General features: G+C 67.8%; 20 protein-coding genes and 1 pseudogene. 14 read left to right on the top strand and 7 right to left on the bottom strand.

Annotated elements, in window-relative coordinates:
• Window positions 1–65 precede the first annotated feature (65 nt).
• Together HWX76_RS08510 and HWX76_RS08505 are read right to left on the bottom strand one after the other, a co-directional pair.
• A complete protein-coding gene (locus tag HWX76_RS08510) occupies window positions 66–1352 on the bottom strand; it encodes an MFS transporter (RefSeq protein ID WP_050012570.1) in 1287 nt (428 codons plus the stop codon).
• 35 nt (window positions 1353–1387) lie between these two features.
• Window positions 1388–2809 carry a M20 family metallopeptidase gene (locus tag HWX76_RS08505; RefSeq protein ID WP_124630404.1) on the bottom strand — a complete coding sequence of 474 codons (1422 nt, stop codon included), beginning with the start codon at window positions 2807–2809 and terminating at the stop codon, window positions 1388–1390.
• Between the two features lie 163 nt (window positions 2810–2972).
• Here HWX76_RS08505 and HWX76_RS08500 point away from each other — a divergent pair, with 163 nt between their 5' ends.
• The 4 genes from HWX76_RS08500 to HWX76_RS08485 all read left to right on the top strand — a co-directional run bounded on the left by HWX76_RS08500 (window position 2973) and on the right by HWX76_RS08485 (window position 6705).
• Complete coding sequence (locus HWX76_RS08500) at window positions 2973–3926, top strand: LysR substrate-binding domain-containing protein (RefSeq protein ID WP_176015695.1); 954 nt, start codon at window positions 2973–2975, stop codon at window positions 3924–3926.
• A gap of 64 nt (window positions 3927–3990) precedes the next feature.
• The gene (gene mnmH / locus HWX76_RS08495) at window positions 3991–5121 is read left to right on the top strand and encodes a tRNA 2-selenouridine(34) synthase MnmH (protein WP_050012573.1); all 1131 of its coding nucleotides are present in this window, start codon (window positions 3991–3993) and stop codon (window positions 5119–5121) included.
• Window positions 5118–6176, top strand: coding sequence for a permease (locus HWX76_RS08490; protein ID WP_124630402.1), 1059 nt, complete (start codon window positions 5118–5120; stop codon window positions 6174–6176). The genes mnmH and HWX76_RS08490 overlap by 4 nt, the downstream gene beginning before the upstream one ends.
• A gap of 106 nt (window positions 6177–6282) precedes the next feature.
• Window positions 6283–6705, top strand: coding sequence for a hypothetical protein (locus HWX76_RS08485; protein ID WP_050012574.1), 423 nt, complete (start codon window positions 6283–6285; stop codon window positions 6703–6705).
• A 65-nt stretch (window positions 6706–6770) separates the two neighbouring features.
• Here the strand turns inward: HWX76_RS08485 and HWX76_RS08480 are convergent, their stop codons facing one another.
• A complete protein-coding gene (locus tag HWX76_RS08480) occupies window positions 6771–7604 on the bottom strand; it encodes an ABC transporter permease (protein WP_050012575.1) in 834 nt (277 codons plus the stop codon).
• A 6-nt stretch (window positions 7605–7610) separates the two neighbouring features.
• Window positions 7611–8525 carry a nodulation factor ABC transporter ATP-binding protein NodI gene (gene nodI, locus HWX76_RS08475; protein ID WP_050012576.1) on the bottom strand — a complete coding sequence of 305 codons (915 nt, stop codon included), beginning with the start codon at window positions 8523–8525 and terminating at the stop codon, window positions 7611–7613.
• 331 nt (window positions 8526–8856) lie between these two features.
• Between nodI and HWX76_RS08470 the strand changes: the two genes are divergently transcribed.
• The gene (locus HWX76_RS08470; protein ID WP_089467374.1) at window positions 8857–9354 is read left to right on the top strand and encodes a universal stress protein; all 498 of its coding nucleotides are present in this window, start codon (window positions 8857–8859) and stop codon (window positions 9352–9354) included.
• Between the two features lie 93 nt (window positions 9355–9447).
• Here HWX76_RS08470 and HWX76_RS08465 read toward each other — a convergent pair whose 3' ends face one another.
• From HWX76_RS08465 to lexA, 3 genes are read right to left on the bottom strand one after another with little or no spacing between them, the layout of a single operon-like run.
• Window positions 9448–10167: a DUF2939 domain-containing protein gene (locus HWX76_RS08465; protein WP_176015694.1), complete on the bottom strand. Its 720-nt coding sequence runs from the start codon at window positions 10165–10167 to the stop codon at window positions 9448–9450.
• A 29-nt stretch (window positions 10168–10196) separates the two neighbouring features.
• Entirely contained in the window at window positions 10197–10532 is a 336-nt protein-coding gene (locus HWX76_RS08460) for a hypothetical protein (protein ID WP_069621440.1), read from the bottom strand.
• A 25-nt stretch (window positions 10533–10557) separates the two neighbouring features.
• A complete protein-coding gene (lexA, locus tag HWX76_RS08455; RefSeq protein ID WP_050012580.1) occupies window positions 10558–11205 on the bottom strand; it encodes a transcriptional repressor LexA in 648 nt (215 codons plus the stop codon).
• A 15-nt stretch (window positions 11206–11220) separates the two neighbouring features.
• Between lexA and HWX76_RS37010 the strand changes: the two are divergent.
• The 9 genes and pseudogenes from HWX76_RS37010 to HWX76_RS08415 all read left to right on the top strand — a co-directional run.
• A pseudogene (locus tag HWX76_RS37010) lies at window positions 11221–11292 on the top strand (sodium:proton symporter); the annotation flags it as partial.
• 177 nt (window positions 11293–11469) lie between these two features.
• The gene (locus HWX76_RS08450; RefSeq protein WP_050012581.1) at window positions 11470–12507 is read left to right on the top strand and encodes a sulfate ABC transporter substrate-binding protein; all 1038 of its coding nucleotides are present in this window, start codon (window positions 11470–11472) and stop codon (window positions 12505–12507) included.
• 135 nt (window positions 12508–12642) lie between these two features.
• Entirely contained in the window at window positions 12643–13542 is a 900-nt protein-coding gene (cysT, locus tag HWX76_RS08445) for a sulfate ABC transporter permease subunit CysT (RefSeq protein ID WP_050012582.1), read from the top strand.
• Window positions 13539–14483, top strand: a complete 945-nt coding sequence (cysW, locus tag HWX76_RS08440) for a sulfate ABC transporter permease subunit CysW (protein WP_050012583.1) — start codon at window positions 13539–13541, stop codon at window positions 14481–14483. Before cysT ends, cysW begins: the two co-directional genes overlap by 4 nt.
• Before the next feature lie 13 nt (window positions 14484–14496).
• Complete coding sequence (locus HWX76_RS08435; RefSeq protein WP_050012584.1) at window positions 14497–15555, top strand: sulfate ABC transporter ATP-binding protein; 1059 nt, start codon at window positions 14497–14499, stop codon at window positions 15553–15555.
• A 75-nt stretch (window positions 15556–15630) separates the two neighbouring features.
• On the top strand, window positions 15631–16557 hold the full coding sequence (locus HWX76_RS08430) for a CysB family HTH-type transcriptional regulator (RefSeq protein WP_176015693.1): 927 nt from the start codon (window positions 15631–15633) through the stop codon (window positions 16555–16557).
• A 566-nt stretch (window positions 16558–17123) separates the two neighbouring features.
• A complete protein-coding gene (locus tag HWX76_RS08425) occupies window positions 17124–18074 on the top strand; it encodes a sugar ABC transporter substrate-binding protein (RefSeq protein WP_050012585.1) in 951 nt (316 codons plus the stop codon).
• 139 nt (window positions 18075–18213) lie between these two features.
• The gene (locus HWX76_RS08420; protein ID WP_176015692.1) at window positions 18214–19827 is read left to right on the top strand and encodes a sugar ABC transporter ATP-binding protein; all 1614 of its coding nucleotides are present in this window, start codon (window positions 18214–18216) and stop codon (window positions 19825–19827) included.
• A complete protein-coding gene (locus tag HWX76_RS08415) occupies window positions 19824–20843 on the top strand; it encodes an ABC transporter permease (RefSeq protein ID WP_006476069.1) in 1020 nt (339 codons plus the stop codon). The genes HWX76_RS08420 and HWX76_RS08415 overlap by 4 nt, the downstream gene beginning before the upstream one ends.
• Window positions 20844–20845 lie beyond the last annotated feature (2 nt).

Raw genomic sequence — 20845 nt, 5'->3', positions numbered from 1 at the left:
GCGATGCCGCGACGGGCCGAGTCGGGCGGTTGCGGCGGCGCCGCGCCGCGCCGTCGTTTCTCGCGTCAGCGCATCTTCAGCCGCGTGCGCGCGACGAACAACGCGGCGAGGCTCAGCAGCGCGCATCCCATCAGATAGAGCGCCGGCGACAGTCGGTTGCCGGTCGTGCTGATCAGCCAGGTGATGACGAACGGCGCGAAGCCGCCGAACAGCGTGACGCCGGTGTTGTAGCTGACCGCGAGCCCGGTGGCGCGTGTTTGCGACGGGAACAGTTCGGCCATCAGCGCCGGCAGCGCGCCGCAGTACATCGCCTTCAGCGCGCCGATCCAGATCAGTGCGGCGAGCATCGTCGCGAACGACGCGTGGCGCGTGAGCCACGCGAACGTCGGCCACACGGTCAGCAGCATCAGCACGGCCGCGACCGCCATCATGCGGATCCGCCCGGTGCGGTCGGACAGATGGCCGACGACCGGCGTGACGAGCGTCAGCACGAAACCGGTCGCGAGCGTCGCCGCGAAGCCCGTCGATGCCGGCAGCCCGAGCTGCTTGATCGCGTAGGTCGGCATGTACAGGATCATGTAGTTGACCGCGGTCGAGATCACGAGCGCGCCGATCGACAGCAGCAGCCGCACCTTCTGGTCCGCGAACAGCTCGCGAACCGGCGCCTCGGAGCGCGCCTGCGTCTTGAACTCGACGCCTTCGTCGACGTAGCGGCGGATATACAGCCCGACCGGGCCGATCGCGAGCCCGAACAGGAACGGCACGCGCCAGCCCCAGCTTTCGAGTTGCGCGGTGGTCAGCGTGGCCGTCAGCAGCGCGCCGAAGCCCGACGCGAGCAACGTCGCGAGGCCCTGGCTCGCGAACTGCCAGCTCGACATGAAACCGCGCCGCTGCGGCGCGTGTTCGACGAGAAATGCGGTCGAACTCGCGAATTCGCCGCCCGCGGAAAAGCCCTGCATCAGCCGCGACAGCATGATCCCGAGCGGCGCGAGCATGCCGATCGATGCGTAGGTCGGCATCAGCGCGATCAGCAGCGTGCCGGCCATCATCATCGCGATCGACAATAGCAGCGACGCCTTGCGGCCCGCGCGGTCGGCATACGCGCCGAGCACGAAGCCGCCGATCGGCCGGATCAGGTAGGACAGCCCGAACGTGCCGAGCGTCAGCATCAGCGACGTCGCTTCGCTCGTGGCGGGGAAGAACAGCTTGGCGATCGTCACCGCGAAGAAGCCGTAGACGATCAGGTCGAACCATTCGAGCGCGTTGCCGATCGACGCGGCGAAGATGATGCGCCGGATTTTCGCGGCGCTCGGGCGCGCGGCGTCCTGCGCGGTGAGGGTGGTCGTATTCATCGTGTGTGCAGATCCCGTGAAAGGGGCGAAGCGCGTTACAGGGCGGCGCCGGCCGCGGCGGATGCCGCGCGGCGAACGGGCGGCGCGTCGTCGCCGAGATCCCAGAAGAGGCCGGCCATCATCTGCAGCCCCTCGCTGACGACGCTCGCGAGCAGATGCTCGTCGGGCGCGTGCTGCGAGCACGCCGGGTACGAGTGCGGCACCCACAGCGTCGGCAGCCCGAGCGTGTCGGCAAACACCTCGTTCGGCAGCGTGCCGCCGAGATTCGGCAGGATCGCGGGCTTCTTGCCGGTGGTGCGCGCGAGCGACGCGACGGCCCAGCGCACCCACGGATCGTCCGGCGGCACGCGCGTCGCCGGTGCGCCGCGCTCGACGTCGATCTCGATGTCGGCGAAGCCGTGCGCATCGAGGTGCGCGCGCAGGTGCGCATGCAGTGCTTCCCAGTCGGTGCCGACGACGAAGCGCAACTGGCAGTGCGCATACGCGGCGGGCGGGATCGCGTTGACGGGGTGCTCCGGATTGCCGGCCTTGAACGCGAGGATCTCGAACGTGTTCCAGCCGAATACGCGTTCGGCCGCGGACAGGCCGGGCTCGCCCCAGTCGGCGTCGAGCGCCGGGTCGCCGGGGCCGCCGCCGACGGAAAGATCGGCGAGCGCGTCACGCACCGCGGCCGGGATCGGCGGCGGGCGCAGCCCCGCGACGCGAATCGCGCCGCGCGCGTCGACGAGGCTCGCGAGCGCATGCGCGAGCACGATCGCCGGATTGCGCAGCAGTCCGCCCCAGTTGCCGGAATGATGCGCACCGTCGCGGGCGCGCAGGCTCAGCTTGAAGTTGACCGCGCCGCGCGAGCCGAGGAAGACCGTCGGGCGCGCGGCGGCGATGCGTGGGCCGTCCGACGCGATCAGCACGTCGGCCGCCAGCGCGTCGCGCTCCTGGCGGCACAGCGCGTCGAGCCCCGGCGACCCGGTTTCCTCGCCCATTTCGATCAGCAGCTTCGCGTTGAAGCCGAGCCGGCCGCCGCGCGCATCGAGCACGCTCGCCAGCGCGGCGAGGTTGATCGTGTGCTGGCCCTTGTTGTCGGCGCTGCCGCGGCCATACCAGCGATCGCCGTCGGCCGTCAGCGTCCACGGCGACAGCGGCGCGCGCCACTGCGCGTCGTAGCCGCGCACGACGTCGCCGTGGCCGTAGATCAGCACGGTCGGCAGCGCGTCGTCTTCGTGGCGCGACGCGAGCAGGAACGGGCCGCCGCCGTCGACCGGGTTGTCGACGATCCGCGACGTGAAACCGAGGCGGGCGGCCTCGGGCGCGATCTCGTCGGTCAGATAGGCGCGCAGCGCGGCGCCGCTGCCGCATTCCTGGCTTTCGGTGCGCAGGCCGACGCGGCGGCTCAGGGTCGTGAAGAACGCGCCGGATTCGAACTGGTTCAGCGCATGCTGGATGGCGGCGGTACGGCTCAAATCGTGTCTCCTCGGTCGGGTTCGCCGTGCGCGGGCCGCGCAGGCAACGTGAAGTGCGATCGATTCTAGAAAGCCGCTTTTTTTGTCACAATGATCGAATTTCGAACCTTTCTTTGCCGAAAAGGCAAAGCAGCGCGGCCGGATGCGGCGCGGAGACAGAACGATGGCGGCTTTCCTGCATGGCCTGGGGTTGCGGTATTTCGTCGAGGTGGCGCGTACCGGCTCGATCAGCGACGCGTCCGCGCGGCTGCACGTGGCCGTGTCGGCGATCAGCCGCCAGATCGCGAAGCTGGAGAGCGAGCTCGGCGCGCCGCTGTTCGAGCGGCGGCCGCGCGGGATGGCGTTGTCGGAGGCGGGGGGGCGGTTGCTGGCGTTCGCGCAGCGCAGCCTGCTGGAGGCCGAGCACGTGATGAAGGACATCGGCGGGCTCGACGCGCTGCACGGCAGCCTGCTGAAGATCGCGTGCTCGGAAGGGTTCGCGATCGATTTCCTGCCCGGCGTGCTCGCGAGCTTCAAGGCGCGCCACCCGGGCGTCGATTTCACCGTATGGGTCGTATCGCCGGCGGACGCGACCCGGCGCGTGCGCGACGGCGATGCGGACATCGCATTGACGTTCAGCCTCGCGCCGGAGAAAGGCGTGCGCGTCGACCACACCGAGCGCGCGCCGGTCTTTGCGCTGGTCCGGCACGATCACCCGCTCGCGGCGCGCGATGCGGTGTCGCTTGCCGATGTCGCGCGGCACGCGCACGTGCTGCCCGAGGCCGGCACGACGGTGCGCCAGTTGATCGACATCGCGTGCGCGCTCGACGGGCTGCTGCTCGAGCCCGAACTGACCAGTAACAATACTGCGGCGATGTACGGCTACGCGCGCCGCACGGGTGCGGTGATGTTCACGGGGCTGTTGTCGGTGCGCGATCGCGCCGATGCGGACGGCTTCGTCGTCGTGCCGGTGACGAACCCGCAACTGCGCGAACGCAGCATCCAGGTGCAGACGATGGCCGGGCGCGATCTGCCCGCGTCGGTGCGCGCGTTCCGCGACCATCTGATCGACGCGATGCAGGCCGCGTCGTCGTCGCCGACTGCCGCACGAGGCCCGGGACGCCGGCCCGTGAGATAATCGTCAATCCGCCTTCCGTGCCCATGCGGCTCCCCGAGCCGCATCGCCCCTGTTCGACGCCAAATTGAAGAACCTGATTGTCACCCTCGATCGCGCCGGCGAGTTCGACGAGATCATCGACGTGCGCACGCCGCTCGAGTTCGCCGAGGACCATATCCCCGGCGCGCTGAACGCGCCCGTGCTCAGCAACGAAGAGCGCGTGCTCGTCGGCACGATGTACCGGCAGGTGTCGCCGTACGAGGCGACGCGCGTCGGCGCGGCGATCGTCGCGCGCAACATCGCACGCCATCTCGACACGACGTTTGCCGACCGGCCGCGCAACTGGCGACCGCTGATCTACTGCTGGCGCGGCGGCAAGCGTTCGGGCTCGATGACGACCTGGTTCAACCTGATCGGCTGGAAGGCGCGCCAGCTCGACGGCGGCTACAAGGCATACCGCCGGTCGGTGTGCGCGACGCTCGACTCGCTGCCGACGCGCTTTCGCTACATCGCGCTCGTCGGCCATACGGGCTGCGGCAAGACACGCCTGCTGAACGCGCTGCGCGACGTGGGCGCGCAGACGCTCGATCTCGAAGCACTCGCGTGCCATCGCGGCTCCCTGCTCGGCGCGCTGCCGGGCAAGCCGCAGCCCACGCAAAAGGGGTTCGATTCCGGGCTCGTCGAGACGCTCGGGCGTTTCAACTCCCAATGGCCAGTATTCGTCGAGTCGGAAAGCCGCAGGATCGGGCTCGTGCAGTTGCCGATCGCGCTGATCGAAGCGTTTCACGCGGGGCCGTGGGTGCAGGTCGAAGCGGCGCACGACGAGCGGATCGCGTTCCTGCTCGACGATTACGCGCACCTGTTCGACGAACCGGACGCATTCAAGGCGCAGCTTCATCGGCTGATCGGCCTGCACAGCCGCGAAGAGGTGATGCGCTGGAAGGCGCTGATCGATGCCGGCGCGCGGGCCGATCTGTTCACCGAACTGATCGACAGACATTACGATCCCGCCTACGCACGCACGTATCGCGCGACATACGACAAGCCGAACCGCGCGCTGACGTTCACGTTCCGGCCCAACGCGGACGACGTACGCGCTCAGGCGCGCACGCTGCTGGCCGAACTCGCGCAGGCCGGATTGCCCGCATCGGCCGCGCTTGCCGGCGGCACGACATCCGAAACCGACAAAAACCAATCGACGATCACCACACGATGACGACCACACGCACCCAACCGAACCCGGCCCTCGGCTGGATGACCTTCCTGCTGATCGCGGTCGCGGGACTGTTCTACGTAAAATGGTTCCCGTACTACAACAAGGCGTTCGTTGCCGCCGAGCACCATTCGATCGGCCAGTCGATCCTGATGGGCACGTCGGCGGCCGCACCCGAGCCGTCGCTGAAGGCGGCGCTCGACTACGCATGGGCATACGGCAAGGCGATCTGGCAGGCGATGGTGCTCGGCCTGCTGCTTGGCTCGGCCGTGCAGGCGCTGCTGCCCGCGCATTGGGTGGCGCGCGTGCTCGGCCGCACGGGCTTCGGCAGCGTCGCCGCGGGCGGGCTGCTGTCGCTGCCCGGGATGATGTGCACGTGCTGCGCGGCGCCGGTCGTCGCCGGCCTGCGTGCGCGCCATGCATCGCCGGGCGGCGCGGTCGCGTTCTGGCTCGGCAATACGGTGCTGAATCCGGCCGCGCTGGTGTTCATGGGCTTCGTGCTCGGCTGGCACTGGAGCGCGCTGCGCCTCGTGCTCGGCATCGCGATGGTGTTCGGGATCGGTTATCTGCTGAACCGCATCGCGCGCCCCGAAGACCGCAGCATCGACGATGCGCAGCTCGCCGCGCTGGCGGCCGAACAGGCCGCTGCCGGCAATCCGTTCGTCCGCTGGATGAAACTGCTCGCGCGCATGGCCGTGCGGCTCGTGCCCGAATACATCGTGCTCGTGCTGCTGCTCGGCGCCGCGCGCGCGTGGCTGTTTCCGCACATCGGCCCGGACATCGGCAATCATCTCGGCTGGATCGTCGCGTTCGCGTTCGCGGGCATGCTGTTCGTGATCCCGACGGCCGGCGAGGTGCCGATCATCCAGGCGATGCTGTCGCTCGGCATGGGCGTCGGTCCGGCCGCCGCGCTGCTGATGACGCTGCCGCCGATCAGCGTGCCGTCGCTCGCGATGCTCGCGCGTTCGTTCAAGCCCTACATGCTGGCGATCGTCGCGACGCTCGTCGTCGTATTCGGGATCGTGAGCGGCTTGCTCGCGATCGCGTTCGGGTTCTGACAACGCGGGCGACACGCCGGCCCGGCGCACGCGTCGCATTCGTATTCATCCGGCGCCGCCGCTTCACGCGTGCGGCGCCCTTTACAAGAAGCAAACAGGAAAACGCATGACCCAACCGAAGATCCATCCTCGACTCGAAAAGGCGCTGACGCGCGGCGATCTCGCGATCCGCCAGGCCAATTCCGCGCGGGCGACTGCCGTGCTGAACGCGCTCGGCACGATGATCATCGAGGCATCCGCAACGATCGGCGTCGAGGCCAGCATCGACATTCCGCAAGGCGATCGCATCTACGATCCGGTCAACGGCCTGTGGCCGCAGAAGATGCTGGTGTCGTTCGACGGCCCGGTGAACGAAGCCGACAAGGAAGAACTGCGCACGGTCTATCTGGTGGCCGACGATCCGGGCACGCAGTTCCGCGTCGAATGGCATCGCGCGGACGGCAAGCTCGGCCGCCAGGAAGGCGGCCCGCTCGCGACCGTCGCGTTCCTGACCGACGTCGAAATTCCGTGGAGCGACGATGACGAGTAACGTCGTCGCATGAAGCCGGTGCCCGGCGCCTGGTGCCCGACGCCTGGTGCCCGACGCGCCGGCCGTCAGCGCATCATCCGCCGCCGGAACAGCCACGCGGACAGCAGGAACCCGCCGACCGCGTAGCCGGCGAGCACCACGACGTGCAACGCGATGTCGGTCGCCGGCCGACCGAGCATCGCAGGCCGGATCAGCTCGACCGCATTCGCGAGCGGCAGCGCCTGCGCCGCGTGCCGCGCGAGCGGCGGCAACTGCGTGATCGGGAAGAACACGCCCGACAGCAGCAGCATCGGCGTCAGCACGAGCGTCTGGTAGAACATGAAGAAATCGTAGGATGGCGCGAGCGCCGTGACGATCATCGCGAGGCTGGCGAACGCGAGGCCGGCCAGCGCGATCACGGGCAGCACCGCGAGCATCGACGGAAACGCCGCGTAGCCGAGCACGCCCGCGACGAGCATGATCGCGCTCCCCGACAGCATCGCCTTGCTGGCCGCCCAGACGATCTCGCCGAGCACGATGTCGCCGAGCGCGAGCGGCGTATGCATGATCGCTTCCCACGTGCGCTGCACGTGCATCCGCGAGAAACCCGAATACATCGATTCGAAGCTCGCGGACATCATCACGCTCGAGCCGACCGTGCCGGCCGCGAGGAACGCGATATACGACACGCCGTCGACATGGCCGAGCATCAGGCCGAGCCCGAAACCCAGCCCGAACAGATAGATCATCGGATCGGCGAGATTGCCGAACATCGACGCGAGCGCGAGCTTGCGCCACACGAGATAGTTGCGCCGCCAGACGGCGACCCAGTTGCTTGCGTTCGCCGGCATCGCGATCGCGAAGCGCGACGCGCGCGGCGGGGCCGATGGCGTGGTGGCGGAATAGTTGCGGACGTCCATGGTCGATCAGTCCTGCATCTCGCGGCCCGTGAGCCGCAGGAACACATCCTCCAGATTGGCCGGGCGATGCAGATAGCGCAACCCCGGGCGGCCCGTGAGTCGTGCGCTGACCGGTTCGGGGTCGGTCACGTAGCAGAACAGCGTCTCGCCGCTGATCTCGGTGTGCTTCGCGAATGCCGACAACTCGTCGCGCAGCGCGACCGGATCCGGCCCGTAGATCTCGATCACGTCGCAGCCGATCTCCGATTCGATCAGTGCATGCGGCGCACCTTCGGCGATCTTGCGGCCTTCCTCGATCACGCACAGCCGATCGCACAGGCGCTCGGCTTCTTCCATGAAATGCGTGGTGATCAGGATCGTCTTGCCGCGCGCGAGCAGCGAGCGCAGCCGCTCCCACATCAGGTGGCGCGCCTGCGGATCGAGGCCCGTCGTCGGCTCGTCGAGCACCAGCACGTCGGGATCGTTGACGAGCGCGCGGGCGAGCGTGAGGCGGCGTTTCATGCCGCCCGACAGTTCGCCGACTTTTGCATCGGCCTTGTTTTCCAGCTTCGCGAATTCGAGCAGGGGCGGCACGAGCGCGCGTGCGGCCTGCGCGGACATCCCGAAATAGCGGCTGAACACGAGCAGGTTTTCACGGACGGTGAAGTCGGGGTCGAGGTTGTCGAACTGCGGGACGACCCCGACTCGCCGGCGTGCATGTCGCGCACGCGATGGAACCGGTTCGCCGCACAGCGCGATCGTGCCTGCGTCGGGATGCGCGAGGCCGAGCAGCATCTTCAGCGTCGTGGTCTTGCCGGCGCCATTCGGCCCGAGCAGACCATAGCATTCGCCGGCCTTCACGTTGAAGGACAGGCCATTGACGACGAGCTTGTCGCCATAGCGCTTTTCGACGTTGCGGAAATCGATTGGTGCGACGGACATGGGCGTGTTGTCGTTGTAAGCGGGTGCGTTCCGCTGTCCGGCCCGCGGCCCGTGTGCGAACGGATCGCGCGAAGGCGTGTCACATGGGCATGGCCGAAGCATACGACGCCGGCGCGAGCTGGCCCGCCGGACGTGGAACGGGGCCATTCTAGTGCATCGCTGCATCGCTTGAGGGCATGCGCGCACGGTGCGATTCAAGCGCGCAGCGATCGTGCACCGCATCATCGCGCACGCGCCGAGTGGGGCGAATCAGCGTTTTCCATCCCTTGCGTCCTGAATTGCGGCGCACCATGATGAATGCGTAGGCTCGTTGTCGCGATAGGGAGGCTTCATGGCTAGCTACAACAAGATTTTGCTGTGTTACGACGGCACGCTCGAAGGGCGCAAGGCGCTGCGTTACGGCGCCAATCTCGCAATGGACCTGAAGGCCGAAACGCACTTGCTGTCGGTCGTGGACATGCGTTCGAGCATCGCGCAAAGCGCGGGTTTGCTGACCGACGTTGCATGCGGCCGCTTCGAGGAAACCGCGCGCGAAATCCTGCAGGAAGGCGTGAACTGGCTGCGCGAGCGCGGCGTCCAGGCCGAAGGCCATTTCGCATTCGGTTATCCGATCGACGAAATCGCGAATCTCGCGTCGGAGCTGAAGGTCGACCTCGTCGTCGTCGGCCACCGGTGCCGCAGCGGATTGTCGAGATGGTGGATGGGGTCGGGCAATACGCAACTGCTCGATCGCGTGAACTGCAGCATTCTGGTCGCGTGCTCGTCGGCGGAAGAGCAGAAGGCCGAAATCGCGCGCGAACGTGAAGCGGCCACGGCGAGCAGCCAATGACCTAAAGGCTGGATGACCCTGACAGCCCGACCGGCGATGCGGGCCGGTCAGGCGTCGTGCTGCATTGGCAGCGCGCGCACCGAGCGCGGCCTGTTATGCGTGCAGGTCGATTCCGGACAATTTCCACGAGAACAGCCCGAAGCGGTGGAAGATCGCCGCATAGCGCGTGCCGTCGGCGCTGCGCTGATATGTGACGACGAATTCATCGATATTCCGGTAGCCCGCGCTGGTTTGCTGCTGGCGCGGCGCTTGCGTTGCTTCGCTCGGGCTGGCTGGTGCGGCGGGCGCAGGTGCCGGCGACGATGCGGCCGAAGCGGCCGCGTTGCCGCCCGGTACCGCAGCACTTGCCGGCGCCGGATTGACGGGCGGTGCGGCAGGCGGGTTGCCGGACGCATTGCCTGCTGGCGGCTGATTCGACCACTCGGGCGGGCGCTCGCCGGGATTGCCGCGCGGCGGCAATCCGCTCATCAACGCGGCGACGCCTTCCGGGGTCGCGTACGCATCGACCAGCGGGCCGATCAGCGCCGACCCGATCAGCGCGCCAATCACCGCTAACGGATTGTTCTTCTTCACGGCGTCGATCCGGCGCATCAACTCTTTCGTGACCTGCTGCTTCAGGCTGATGCGCAGCGACGGAAAATCGACATACTCGCTGATCGCCTGCGCATCGCGCGCATCGATCGCCGATTTCAGGCGACCGAGCGCGACATACGGTGACGCGTACGCATAGCCGAGCGCCGCAATGAGGGCGACGACCAGCGCGACGATCAGCAGCGGCTTGGTTCGCCAAGTGCGGCGCGACGATTCAGTCACGTTGCCTCCGGTGCGGGAAGGTTCCGCAATCAGAGACCGCCCGGCGTGGCCGATCGTTCCTCCGCGATGCAGCGATCGATCATCCGGCACACGGCATCGATCGTGCCCACCATGATCAGACGCGAGCGGCCGTGATAGACGCGCACCGGCGCGCGGCGCGCGGGTTCCGCATGATTCAGACCGGCGTTCAGCGACACCCGCGCGAACGCGGGGAGCGCCGACGGCAGCAGGGACGCCTGCCGTTCGACTGCGATTTCTTCTTGCACAGGCGCCGCCGCGGACAGCGGTGCGCAGGGCGTGCGGCCGCGCAGATGACGCAGGCGACCGAATTGACGGAAAGGCAGCAGGCGGGAAAGGCGTTCCATGATGTTCTCCTAGCGAGACGGAATGTCAGAGTTCGCCCGAGCGGATCAGCCCGACGGCGATGCCTTCCAGCGCGAAATCCGCGCTGCCGGCCTTGACGAAGATGTTTTCGTAATCCGGGTTCTCCGCGATCAGTTCGAGGCCGCCGGGCCGGCGCATCAGGCGCTTGACCGTGACGTCGTCGCCCAGACGCGCGACGATGATCTGGCCGTCCTTCGCTTCCGTGCGCTTCTGCACGGCGAGGAGGTCGCCGTCGAGAATGCCGGCGTCGCGCATCGACAGGCCGCGCACCTTCAGCAGATAGTCGGGCTTGCTGGTGAACAGCGCGGGATCGCACGCGTAGTGCTGCGAGATGTGCTCCTGCGCGAGGATCGGGCTACCGGCCGCGACGCGGCCGACGAGCGGCAGCGACAGTTGCATCAGGCCGGCGTGCGGCAGCGTGAACTGATGCGGGGCGTCGTCGAGGCCGAGCAGCCGGATGCCGCGCGACGCGCCGGCCGCCAGCTCGATCACGCCCTTGCGCGCCAGCGCGCGCAGGTGCTCCTCGGCGGCATTCGGCGAACTGAAGCCCAGCTCGGCCGCGATCTCGGCACGGGTGGGCGGGAATCCGGAGCGCTCGATCGCGCGACGGATCAAGTCGAACACTTGCTGCTGACGGGCGGTGAGTTTGGTCATGGCTGAACTGTATGGATAGACAGTGAGCTGTATTTTTATACAGTACTTGGGGAATTTCAAGTGTTACTTGAGGTTCGACGCGATCGCGCCGGTTCCGGCGTGATTTCGCGACGTCCTGACGCCGGTTTGTCCGCCGCAACCGTCCATCCCGTCTGCGTTAGCACTTTTGAGTATTAAAAAATAAGGAACGATTATTTTTAATCATGTAACCCGTTCGATAGACTGGCCCGACATCGCAATACCGACAACACTGGAGAACCAAGGATGGCGAAGCGCAATACGGGGCTGGTGGGCGGAGTGGGTCGCCTGATCGCAACACTCGCGCTGGGCGCGGCGGCGGCGCTGGGCGTCGCGACGCATGCGCAGGCCGATACGACCTTCCTGAACGTGTCGTACGACCCGACGCGCGAGCTGTATCAGGATTTCAACCAGGCGTTCGGCAAGGAGTGGAAGGCGAAGACGGGCGAAACGGTCAACTTCAAGCAGTCGCACGGCGGTTCGGGCGCGCAGGCGCGCTCGGTGCTCGACGGGCTGCAGGCCGACGTCGTCACGCTGGCGCTCGCGTACGACATCGACGCGCTCGCGAACAAGGGGCTGGTGAACAAGGATTGGCAGAAGCGCCTGCCCGACAACGCGTCGCCGTACACGTCGACGATCGTGTTCCTCGTGCGCAAGGGCAATCCGAAGGGGATCAAGGACTGGGACGACCTGACCAAGCCGGGCATCTCGATCGTCACGCCGAACCCGAAGACCTCGGGCGGCGCGCGCTGGAACTACCTGGCCGCATGGGCGTACGCCCAGCACAAGCCGGGCGGCAACGAGCAGACCGCGAAGGAATTCGTCTCGAAGCTCTACAAGAACGCAGGCGTGCTCGATTCGGGCGCGCGGGGCGCGACGACGAGCTTCGTGCAGCGCGGGATCGGCGACGTGCTGATCGCATGGGAAAACGAGGCATTCCTGTCGGTCAAGGAATTCGGCACCGACAAGTTCGAGATCGTCGTGCCGTCGGTGAGCATCCTGGCCGAGCCGCCCGTCGCGGTGGTCGACAAGGTGGTCGACAAGAAGGGCACGCGCAAGCTGGCCGAGGCATACCTGAATTTTCTGTACAGCCCGCAGGGCCAGGAAATCGCGGCGCGCAACTACTACCGGCCGCGTTCGAAGAACGTACCGGCGGAGCTGACCAAGCAGTTCCCGAAGCTGAAGCTGTACACGGTCGACGACACGTTCGGCGGCTGGACCAATGCGCAGAAGACGCATTTCGCGGACGGCGGCGTGTTCGATTCGATCTACAAGCCGCAGTAACGCACGCAGTCACACCATAACGACAAGCGGCGCGCCACGACAGCGCGCCGCGTCCCCGACGGCTCGCCGGCGCGATTCACTGCGCCGGCGTTTGCGTCGGACCCGTGAGCAGCATCGACCCAGCAAGAGCATCCGATGACGACGTACACCTTTCGCAAGCCGAGCGCGCTGCCCGGTTTCGGCGTGACACTCGGCATCACGGTGGCCTATTTGAGCCTCGTGGTGCTGATTCCGCTCGCCGCCACGTTCCTGAAGACCGCGACGCTGTCGTGGGACCAGTTCGTCACCGCCGTCACGTCGCCGCGCGTGCTCGCGTCGTACCGGCTGACGTTCTCGGCCGCGCTCGGCGGCGCGCTGATCAACGCCGTGTTCGGCTTCCTCGTCGCATGGGTGCTGGTGCGCTACACGTTCCCGTTCAAGCGCCTCGTCGACGCGGTCGTCGACCTGCCGTTCGCGCTGCCGACGTCGGTGGCCGGCATCTCGCTCGCGGCCGTCTACGCGACCAACGGCTGGGTCGGCCAGTATCTGGCGCCGCTCGGCATCAAGATCGCGTTCACGCCGGCCGGCGTGCTGGTCGCGCTGACCTTCATCGGGCTGCCGTTCGTCGTGCGCACCGTGCAGCCGGTGCTCGAGGATTTCGAGCGCGAGCAGGAAGAAGCCGCCGCGTGCCTCGGCGCGTCGCGCTGGCTGACGTTCCGCCGCGTCGTGCTGCCGGCCGTGCTGCCGGCGCTGCTCACCGGTTTCGCGCTGTCGTTCGCGCGCGCGCTCGGCGAATACGGGTCGGTGATCTTCATCGCCGGCAACGTGCCGATGAAATCCGAGATCACGTCGCTGCTGATCATCACGAAGCTCGAGCAGTACGACTACGCGGGCGCGACCGCGCTGGCGGTCGTGATGCTGGTCGTGTCGTTCCTGATGCTGCTGCTGATCAACACGCTGCAGTGGTATCTGCAGCGTCGTACGAGCAAGGGGGCGAGCGGCCCGGCGCCCGCCACCGTCACCGCCGCTGCTGCCGCCGCAGGAGGCCAGCAATGAGCCAGGAGGCCACCGTCGTGCTGAAAACCCCGTCGCCGGCCGCGCGTGCCGCGAAGCGGCTCGACCCGGTCAGCGAGTCGCGCGTCGTGCGCTGGCTGCTCACCGGCATCGCGCTGGCGTTCCTCGCGTTCTTCCTCGTCGTGCCGCTCGCCGCGGTGTTCGTCGAGGCGTTGCGCAAGGGCGTCGGCTTCTATCTCGAATCGCTCGCCGATTCCGATGCGTGGTCGGCGATCAAGCTGACGCTGACCGTCGCCGTGATCGCGGTGCCGCTGAACCTCGTGTTCGGCGTGTGCGCATCGTGGGCGATCGCGAAATTCGAATTCCGCGGCAAGGCGCTGCTGACGACGCTGATCGACCTGCCGTTCTCGGTGTCGCCGGTGATCTCGGGCCTCGTGTACGTGCTGCTGTTCGGCGCGCAGGGCTGGTTCGGGCCGTGGCTGCAGGATCACGACGTGCAGATCATCTTCGCGGTGCCGGGCATCGTGCTCGCGACGATCTTCGTCACGTTCCCGTTCGTCGCGCGCGAGCTGATTCCGCTGATGCAGGCGCAAGGCACCGACGAGGAAGAAGCCGCGCGCGTGCTCGGCGCGTCGGGCTGGCAGATCTTCCGGCGCGTGACGCTGCCGAACGTGAGGTGGGGCCTGCTGTACGGCGTGATCCTGTGCAATGCGCGCGCGATGGGCGAGTTCGGCGCGGTGTCGGTCGTGTCCGGCCACATTCGCGGCGTGACCGACACGATGCCGCTGCACGTAGAGATCCTGTACAACGAATACAACTTCGCGGCGGCGTTCGCGGTGGCGTCGGTGCTGGCGCTGCTCGCGCTCGTCACGCTCGCGCTGAAGCTGATCGCCGAGCGTCATCTTGCGGCCGAACTGGCCGACGCGCACGACGCCGTTCCCGCACATGCCGGCCCCGTCGGCGCCGTTTCGTCGAAATCGTAAAGAGGCAACCAGAATGGGTATCACCGTCCGTCACCTTCAGAAGCGCTTCGGCGATTTCACGGCGCTCGACAACGTCTCGCTCGACTTCCCGCCCGGCGAACTGGTCGCGCTGCTCGGGCCGTCCGGCTGCGGCAAGACCACGCTGCTGCGCGTGATCGCGGGCCTCGAGCACGCGGACGCCGGCCAGGTCGTGCTGCAGGGGCTCGACGTCGCGTCGGTCGGCGCGCGCGAGCGGCAGGTCGGCTTCGTGTTCCAGCATTACGCGCTATTCCGCCACATGACGGTGTTCGAGAACGTCGCGTTCGGGCTGCGCGTGAAGCCGCGCCGCGAGCGGCCGTCCGAAGCCGCGATTCGCGAGAAGGTGCACGAGCTGCTCAAGCTCGTGCAGCTCGACTGGCTCGCGCAGCGCTATCCGTCCGAGCTGTCGGGCGGCCAGCGTCAGCGCATCGCGCTCGCCCGCGCGCTCGCGGTCGAGCCGAAGGTGCTGCTGCTCGACGAGCCGTTCGGCGCGCTCGACGCGAAGGTCCGCAAGGAGCTGCGCGGCTGGCTGCGTCGCCTGCACGACGACCTGCACATCTCGACGATCTTCGTCACGCACGACCAGGAAGAGGCGCTCGAAGTGGCCGATCGCATCGTCGTACTCAATCGCGGCCACGTCGAGCAGGTCGGCAGCCCGCAGGACGTCTACGACCATCCGCAAAGCGCGTTCGTGTACGAGTTTCTCGGCGCGGCGAACCGGCTGCCGGGCACGGTGGCCGGGCGCGGCTTCGTCGCCGAGGGCGCGGCGGCGCCGATCGAGGTCGACGCCGATTTCGCGGGCCCCGCGAACGCGTACGTGCGGCCGCACGATCTGCAGCTGTGGCCGGCGGGCGAAGGGCACAGCGACGGCATCGCGGTGGACGTGCGGCGCGTGATTCCGCTCGGCGGTTCGGTGCGCGTGGAGCTCGAGGCGCGCGCGGGCGGCGCGCTCGAGGCGGAACTCGACCGCGACGCATGGCGCGCGCTTTCGCTGCAGGTCGGCGACGGCGCGACCGCCGTGCCGCGCGCCGTGCGGGTATTTCCCGCGCGTTGACGAGACAACGCAGGGCAGAGGGCGGGATTCGCGCCGATTCGACAATCAAACAACGACAGCCTAAGAGGCATACCCATGAATTTTCAGCAATTGCGGTTCGTGCGCGAAGCGGTGCGCCAGAACATGAACCTGACGGAAGTCGCGAACGTGCTGTACACGTCGCAGTCGGGCGTGTCGAAACAGATCAAGGATCTGGAAGATGAGCTGGGCGTCGACATCTTCATTCGGCGCGGCAAGCGGCTGACGGGGCTCACGGAGCCCGGCAAGGCGGTGCACCAGCTGATCGAGCGGATGCTGCTCGACGCCGAGAACCTGCGCCGCGTCGCACGCCAGTTCGCCGATCAGGACAGCGGCCACCTCGTCGTCGCGACGACGCACACGCAGGCGCGCTACGCGCTGCCGAAGGTGATCCGGCAGTTCACCGAGGTGTTCCCGAAGGTGCATCTCGCGCTGCGTCAGGGCAGCCCGCAGCAGATCGCGCAGATGATCCTGAACGGCGAGGCCGATCTCGGTATCTCGACCGAGGCGCTCGACCGCTATCCGGACATCGTCACGTTCCCGTGCTATTCGTGGCACCACACGGTCGTCGTGCCGAAGGGCCACCCGCTCGTCGGTCGCGAGAACCTGACGCTCGAGGAAATCGCCGAATACCCGATCATCACGTACGACCAGGACTTCACGGGCCGTTCGCACATCGACCAGGCGTTCACGCAGGCGGGCGCGGTGCCCGACGTCGTGCTGACCGCGATCGACGCGGACGTGATCAAGACCTACGTCGAGCTCGGGATGGGGATCGGCGTGGTCGCGGCGATGGCCTACGACCCGCAGCGCGACACGGGGCTCGTCGCGCTCGGCACGCAGCACCTGTTCGAGGCGAGCACGACGCGGGTCGGGCTGCGCAAGGGCGCATTCCTGCGTGCGTATGCGTACCGGCTGATCGAAATGTTCGCGCCGCACCTGAACGAAGCGGAAATCGCGGGGCTGTTGCGCGAAGCCGTTTGATTCGCGCGTGTCGCGCGCTGTCCGGGCGGATCCCGCGGACGGCGCGCGACACGCATGACGCGCACCTTGCCGTACGCCGCGCCGGGCGGCGGCGGGGGGATGGCCGCCGTCACGCTTCAAGCATCGGCCGACGCTGCCGGTCCGGTGCGTCGCGTCAGCCGACGATCGACCTGCGTTCCCGTGCGGACAGAAAAACAAGAACAACCGGCAACGCAGAACCTGCATGCACCGCGCTTCGGCGAACCGCCGCCGGCATCGCGAGTGTCGTATTTGCGCGTCGCGAAGCGCGCTCGCGCGCTCCGAATAAACCCTTAAATATTGATTAGACAGGTTGCGCGCCGAAGCGAATCGGTACAGCATAGCCTTCACTCCGCCGGCGTCCCGCCGGCGGTGGCGCGTCAACGCCAGCACGCGCCAGGCAGTCGGCCGTCTGCCTCGCTTCCATTCCGTGGTACCGACAGCAACATCGATGGCCATTGCCCGGGTAGTGTGGCGCAAACGTTTGCTCACATTAAAACAACAACCGAACAACAATCGGCCTTCGGGCCAGTCGCCAGGAGATGTGTATGAATGTCCGCTTTCGCCGTCGCTTCCTGACCGCCGCGCTCGCCGCCGTCGCGGTGGCCGCTGCCCCGGCTGTCCACGCGCAGTCCGCGGCCAAGCCGAAGGTCGCGCTCGTGATGAAGTCGCTCGCCAACGAGTTCTTCCTGACCATGGAAACGGGCGCGAAGGAATACCAGAAGCACAACGCGAACCAGTTCGACCTGATCACCAACGGCATCAAGGACGAGACCGACACCGCGAACCAGATCCGCATCGTCGAGCAGATGATCGTGTCGAAGGTCGACGCGATCGTGCTCGCGCCGGCCGATTCGAAGGCGCTCGTGCCGGTCGTGAAGAAGGCCGTCGACGCCGGCATCGTCGTCGTGAACATCGACAACCGGCTCGATCCCGACGTGCTGAAGTCGAAGAACCTGAACGTGCCGTTCGTCGGCCCGGACAACCGCAAGGGCGCGCGCAAGATCGGCGACTACCTTGCGAAGCGGCTGAAGGCGGGCGACCAGGTCGGCATCGTCGAAGGCGTGTCGACGACGACCAACGCGCAGCAGCGCACGGCCGGCTTCCAGGACGCGATGAAGGCGGGCGGGATGAAGGTCGTGTCGGTGCAGTCGGGTGAATGGGAGATCGACAAGGGCAATGCGGTGGCCGCCGCGATGCTCAACGAATACCCGAACCTGAAGGCGCTGCTGTGCGGCAACGACAACATGGCGATCGGCGCCGTGTCGGCCGTGCGCGCGGCCGGCAAGCAGGGCAAGGTGCTCGTGGTCGGCTACGACAACATCAACGCGATCAAGCCGATGCTGAAGGACGGCCGCGTGCTCGCGACCGCCGACCAGTATGCGGCGAAGCAGGCCGTGTTCGGCATCGACACGGCGCTCAAGGCGATCGCCGAGCATCGCAAGCAGGCCGACCTGTCCGGCGTGGTCGAGACGCCGGTGGATCTCGTGACGAAGTAACGCCGCACCGGTCCGGCCGCCGCGCTCAAGAATCCGGCGCGGCGGCCGTTATCCGGTGTGTGCGCGATCACGGCCACTGCATGCACTTGTGAGCGTCATACCCGCGCGCCCCGTGCGCGCGGCCGCAACCAGGATCGCGATGGAACCGACCTTCCAACCCTCCCGTTCAGCCCACCCCGTGCTGTCCGTCTCCGGCATCGGCAAGACCTATGCCGAACCCGTGCTCGCCGACGTCACGCTGACGCTCGACGCGGGCCAGGCGCTCGCGCTGACCGGCGAGAACGGCGCCGGCAAGAGCACGCTGTCGAAAATCATCGGTGGGCTCGTCGACCCGACCACCGGCACGATGCAGCTCGGCGGCGAGGCCTATGCGCCGGCGAGCCGCACGCAGGCCGAGGCGCTCGGCGTGCGCATGGTGATGCAGGAGCTGAACCTGCTGCCGACGCTGAGCGTCGCCGAAAACCTGTTCCTGAACCGCCTGCCGCGGCGCTTCGGCATCATCGATCGCGCGCGGCTGCGCGACGACGCGCGCGCGGCGATGGCGCAGGTCGGGCTCGACGCGGTCGACCCCGATACGCCGGTCGGCGCGCTCGGCATCGGCCATCAGCAGATGGTCGAGATCGCGCGCAACCTGATCGGCGACTGCCGCGTGCTGATTCTCGACGAACCGACCGCGATGCTGACCGCGCGCGAAGTCGAGCTGCTGTTCGAGCAGATCGACCGGCTGAAGGCGCGCGGCGTCGCGATCGTCTACATCTCGCACCGGCTCGAAGAGCTCGCGCGCGTCGCCGAGCGCGTCGCGGTGCTGCGCGACGGCCGGCTCGTGCATGCGGGCGACATGGCGGCGACGACGTCCGAAGGGCTCGTCACGCTGATGGTCGGGCGCGAGGTCGGCGAACACATCGATCTCGGCGAGCGCCGCTTCGGCGCGCCGCGGCTCGCCGTATCGGGCCTCACGCGCGGGACGGCGGTGCGCGACGTGTCGCTCGAGGTGCGCGCGGGCGAGATCTTCGGCATCTCGGGGCTGATCGGCGCGGGACGCACCGAGCTGCTGCGGCTGATCTACGGCGCCGATACGCCGGATGCCGGGACGATCGCCGTCGGTCAGCCGTTGAAGCCGGCGCGGATCGCGTCGCCCGTCGATGCGGTGAAGCTCGGCATCGCGCTGATCACCGAGGATCGCAAGGGCGAAGGGCTGCTGCTGTCGCAGTCGATCACCGCGAACGTGTCGCTCGGCCAGCTCGACCGGCTCGCGCGCGGCGGCATCGTCGATTCGGCCCGCGAAACGGCGCTCGCCGAGCAGCAGATCGATGCGCTGCGGATCCGTACGCACGGCGCGGCGCAGCCGGTCGGCGAGCTGTCGGGCGGCAACCAGCAGAAGGTCGTGATCGGCCGCTGGCTCGCGCGCGACATGGGCGTGCTGCTGTTCGACGAGCCGACCCGCGGGATCGACGTCGGCGCCAAATTCGAGATCTACACTTTGATGGGCGCGCTCGCGCGCGAAGGCCGCGCGCTGGTGGTCGTATCGAGCGACCTGCGCGAGCTGATGCTGATCTGCGACCGGATCGGCGTGATGTCGGCCGGGCGCATGACCGCCGTGTTCGAGCGCGGCAACTGGACCCAGGACGCGCTGCTGGCCGCGGCGTTCGCCGGCTTCGGCCGCGAGACGCCGGCGGCCGCCATGCAGCATCCGGACCCGGAGCACGCGCGCGGCGCCGCTCCGGGCACTTCGACGACAGGACGACAGCAATGACCCAGCCTCCCGTATCCCCGACCGACGCAGGCGCGCAGCAGGACGTGACGGGCCGCCGCGCGCGCACGCTGTCCGGCACGCGGCTCGGCCTGTCGAACTATCTCGGGCTCGCCGGCGCGCTGGCCGCGATGATCGCGCTGTTCTCGGTGCTGAGCTCGCATTTCCTGACCTACGACACGTTCAGCACGATCGCGAACCAGATTCCCGATCTCGTCGTGATGTCGGTCGGGATGACCTTCGTGCTGATCATTGCCGGGATCGACCTGTCGGTCGGCTCGGTGCTCGCGCTCGCCGCGTCGATGGTCAGCGTCGCCGCGCTGAAATGGCAGTGGGGGCCGCTGCCGGCCGCGCTGATCGGCATCGCGGTCGCGACCGCCACGGGCGCGCTGACGGGCGCGGTCACGGTCGGCTGGCGGATCCCGTCGTTCATCGTGTCGCTCGGCGTGCTGGAGGCCGCGCGCGGCCTCGCGTACCAGCTGACGAATTCGCGCACCGCGTATATCGGCGACGCGTTCGACTTCCTGTCGAACCCGATCGCGCTGGGCATCTCGCCGGCGTTCCTGATCGCGGTCGCGGTGATGATCGCGGCCCAGTTCGTGCTGACGCGCACGGTGTTCGGACGCTATCTGGTGGGCATCGGCACGAACGAGGAAGCGGTGCGACTTGCAGGGGTTAACCCGCGGCCGTATAAAATCCTCGTATTCGCACTGATGGGCGCGCTCGCGGGGCTCGCGTCGCTGTTCCAGATTTCGCGGCTCGAGGCGGCCGATCCGAACGCGGGCGCGGGCCTCGAACTGCAGGTCATCGCCGCCGTCGTGATCGGCGGCACGAGCCTGATGGGCGGGCGCGGCTCGGTGATCAGCACGTTCTTCGGCGTGTTGATCATCTCCGTGCTGGCCGCGGGGCTCGCGCAGATCGGTGCGAACGAGCCGACGAAACGGATCATCACGGGTGCGGTGATCGTGGTGGCGGTCGTGCTCGATACGTATCGCAGCCGGCGTACGCGCGTGCGGTAAAA

Source organism: Burkholderia sp. BCC0398, assembly GCF_902833245.1.
In the GTDB taxonomy this organism is placed as follows: domain Bacteria; phylum Pseudomonadota; class Gammaproteobacteria; order Burkholderiales; family Burkholderiaceae; genus Burkholderia; species Burkholderia sola.
Note: the sequence above shows the minus strand (reverse complement) of the source record. Positions and strands in the feature narration are given on the sequence as shown.

Bases quoted from the DNA above. Each gene is read 5' to 3' on its own strand.
- cysT (WP_050012582.1), top strand. From the start codon at position 12,643: ATGACGACGTACACCTTTCGCAAGCCGAGCGCGCTGCCCGGTTTCGGC.
- HWX76_RS08510 (WP_050012570.1), bottom strand. From the start codon at position 1,352: ATGAATACGACCACCCTCACCGCGCAGGACGCCGCGCGCCCGAGCGCC.
- HWX76_RS08430 (WP_176015693.1), top strand. From the start codon at position 15,631: ATGAATTTTCAGCAATTGCGGTTCGTGCGCGAAGCGGTGCGCCAGAAC.
- HWX76_RS08485 (WP_050012574.1), top strand. From the start codon at position 6,283: ATGACCCAACCGAAGATCCATCCTCGACTCGAAAAGGCGCTGACGCGC.
- HWX76_RS08460 (WP_069621440.1), bottom strand. From the start codon at position 10,532: ATGGAACGCCTTTCCCGCCTGCTGCCTTTCCGTCAATTCGGTCGCCTG.
- lexA (WP_050012580.1), bottom strand. From the start codon at position 11,205: ATGACCAAACTCACCGCCCGTCAGCAGCAAGTGTTCGACTTGATCCGT.
- HWX76_RS08470 (WP_089467374.1), top strand. From the start codon at position 8,857: ATGGCTAGCTACAACAAGATTTTGCTGTGTTACGACGGCACGCTCGAA.
- nodI (WP_050012576.1), bottom strand. From the start codon at position 8,525: ATGTCCGTCGCACCAATCGATTTCCGCAACGTCGAAAAGCGCTATGGC.
- HWX76_RS08415 (WP_006476069.1), top strand. From the start codon at position 19,824: ATGACCCAGCCTCCCGTATCCCCGACCGACGCAGGCGCGCAGCAGGAC.
- HWX76_RS08480 (WP_050012575.1), bottom strand. From the start codon at position 7,604: ATGGACGTCCGCAACTATTCCGCCACCACGCCATCGGCCCCGCCGCGC.
- cysW (WP_050012583.1), top strand. From the start codon at position 13,539: ATGAGCCAGGAGGCCACCGTCGTGCTGAAAACCCCGTCGCCGGCCGCG.
- HWX76_RS08420 (WP_176015692.1), top strand. From the start codon at position 18,214: ATGGAACCGACCTTCCAACCCTCCCGTTCAGCCCACCCCGTGCTGTCC.
- HWX76_RS08450 (WP_050012581.1), top strand. From the start codon at position 11,470: ATGGCGAAGCGCAATACGGGGCTGGTGGGCGGAGTGGGTCGCCTGATC.
- HWX76_RS08490 (WP_124630402.1), top strand. From the start codon at position 5,118: ATGACGACCACACGCACCCAACCGAACCCGGCCCTCGGCTGGATGACC.
- HWX76_RS08425 (WP_050012585.1), top strand. From the start codon at position 17,124: ATGAATGTCCGCTTTCGCCGTCGCTTCCTGACCGCCGCGCTCGCCGCC.
- HWX76_RS08435 (WP_050012584.1), top strand. From the start codon at position 14,497: ATGGGTATCACCGTCCGTCACCTTCAGAAGCGCTTCGGCGATTTCACG.
- HWX76_RS08500 (WP_176015695.1), top strand. From the start codon at position 2,973: ATGGCGGCTTTCCTGCATGGCCTGGGGTTGCGGTATTTCGTCGAGGTG.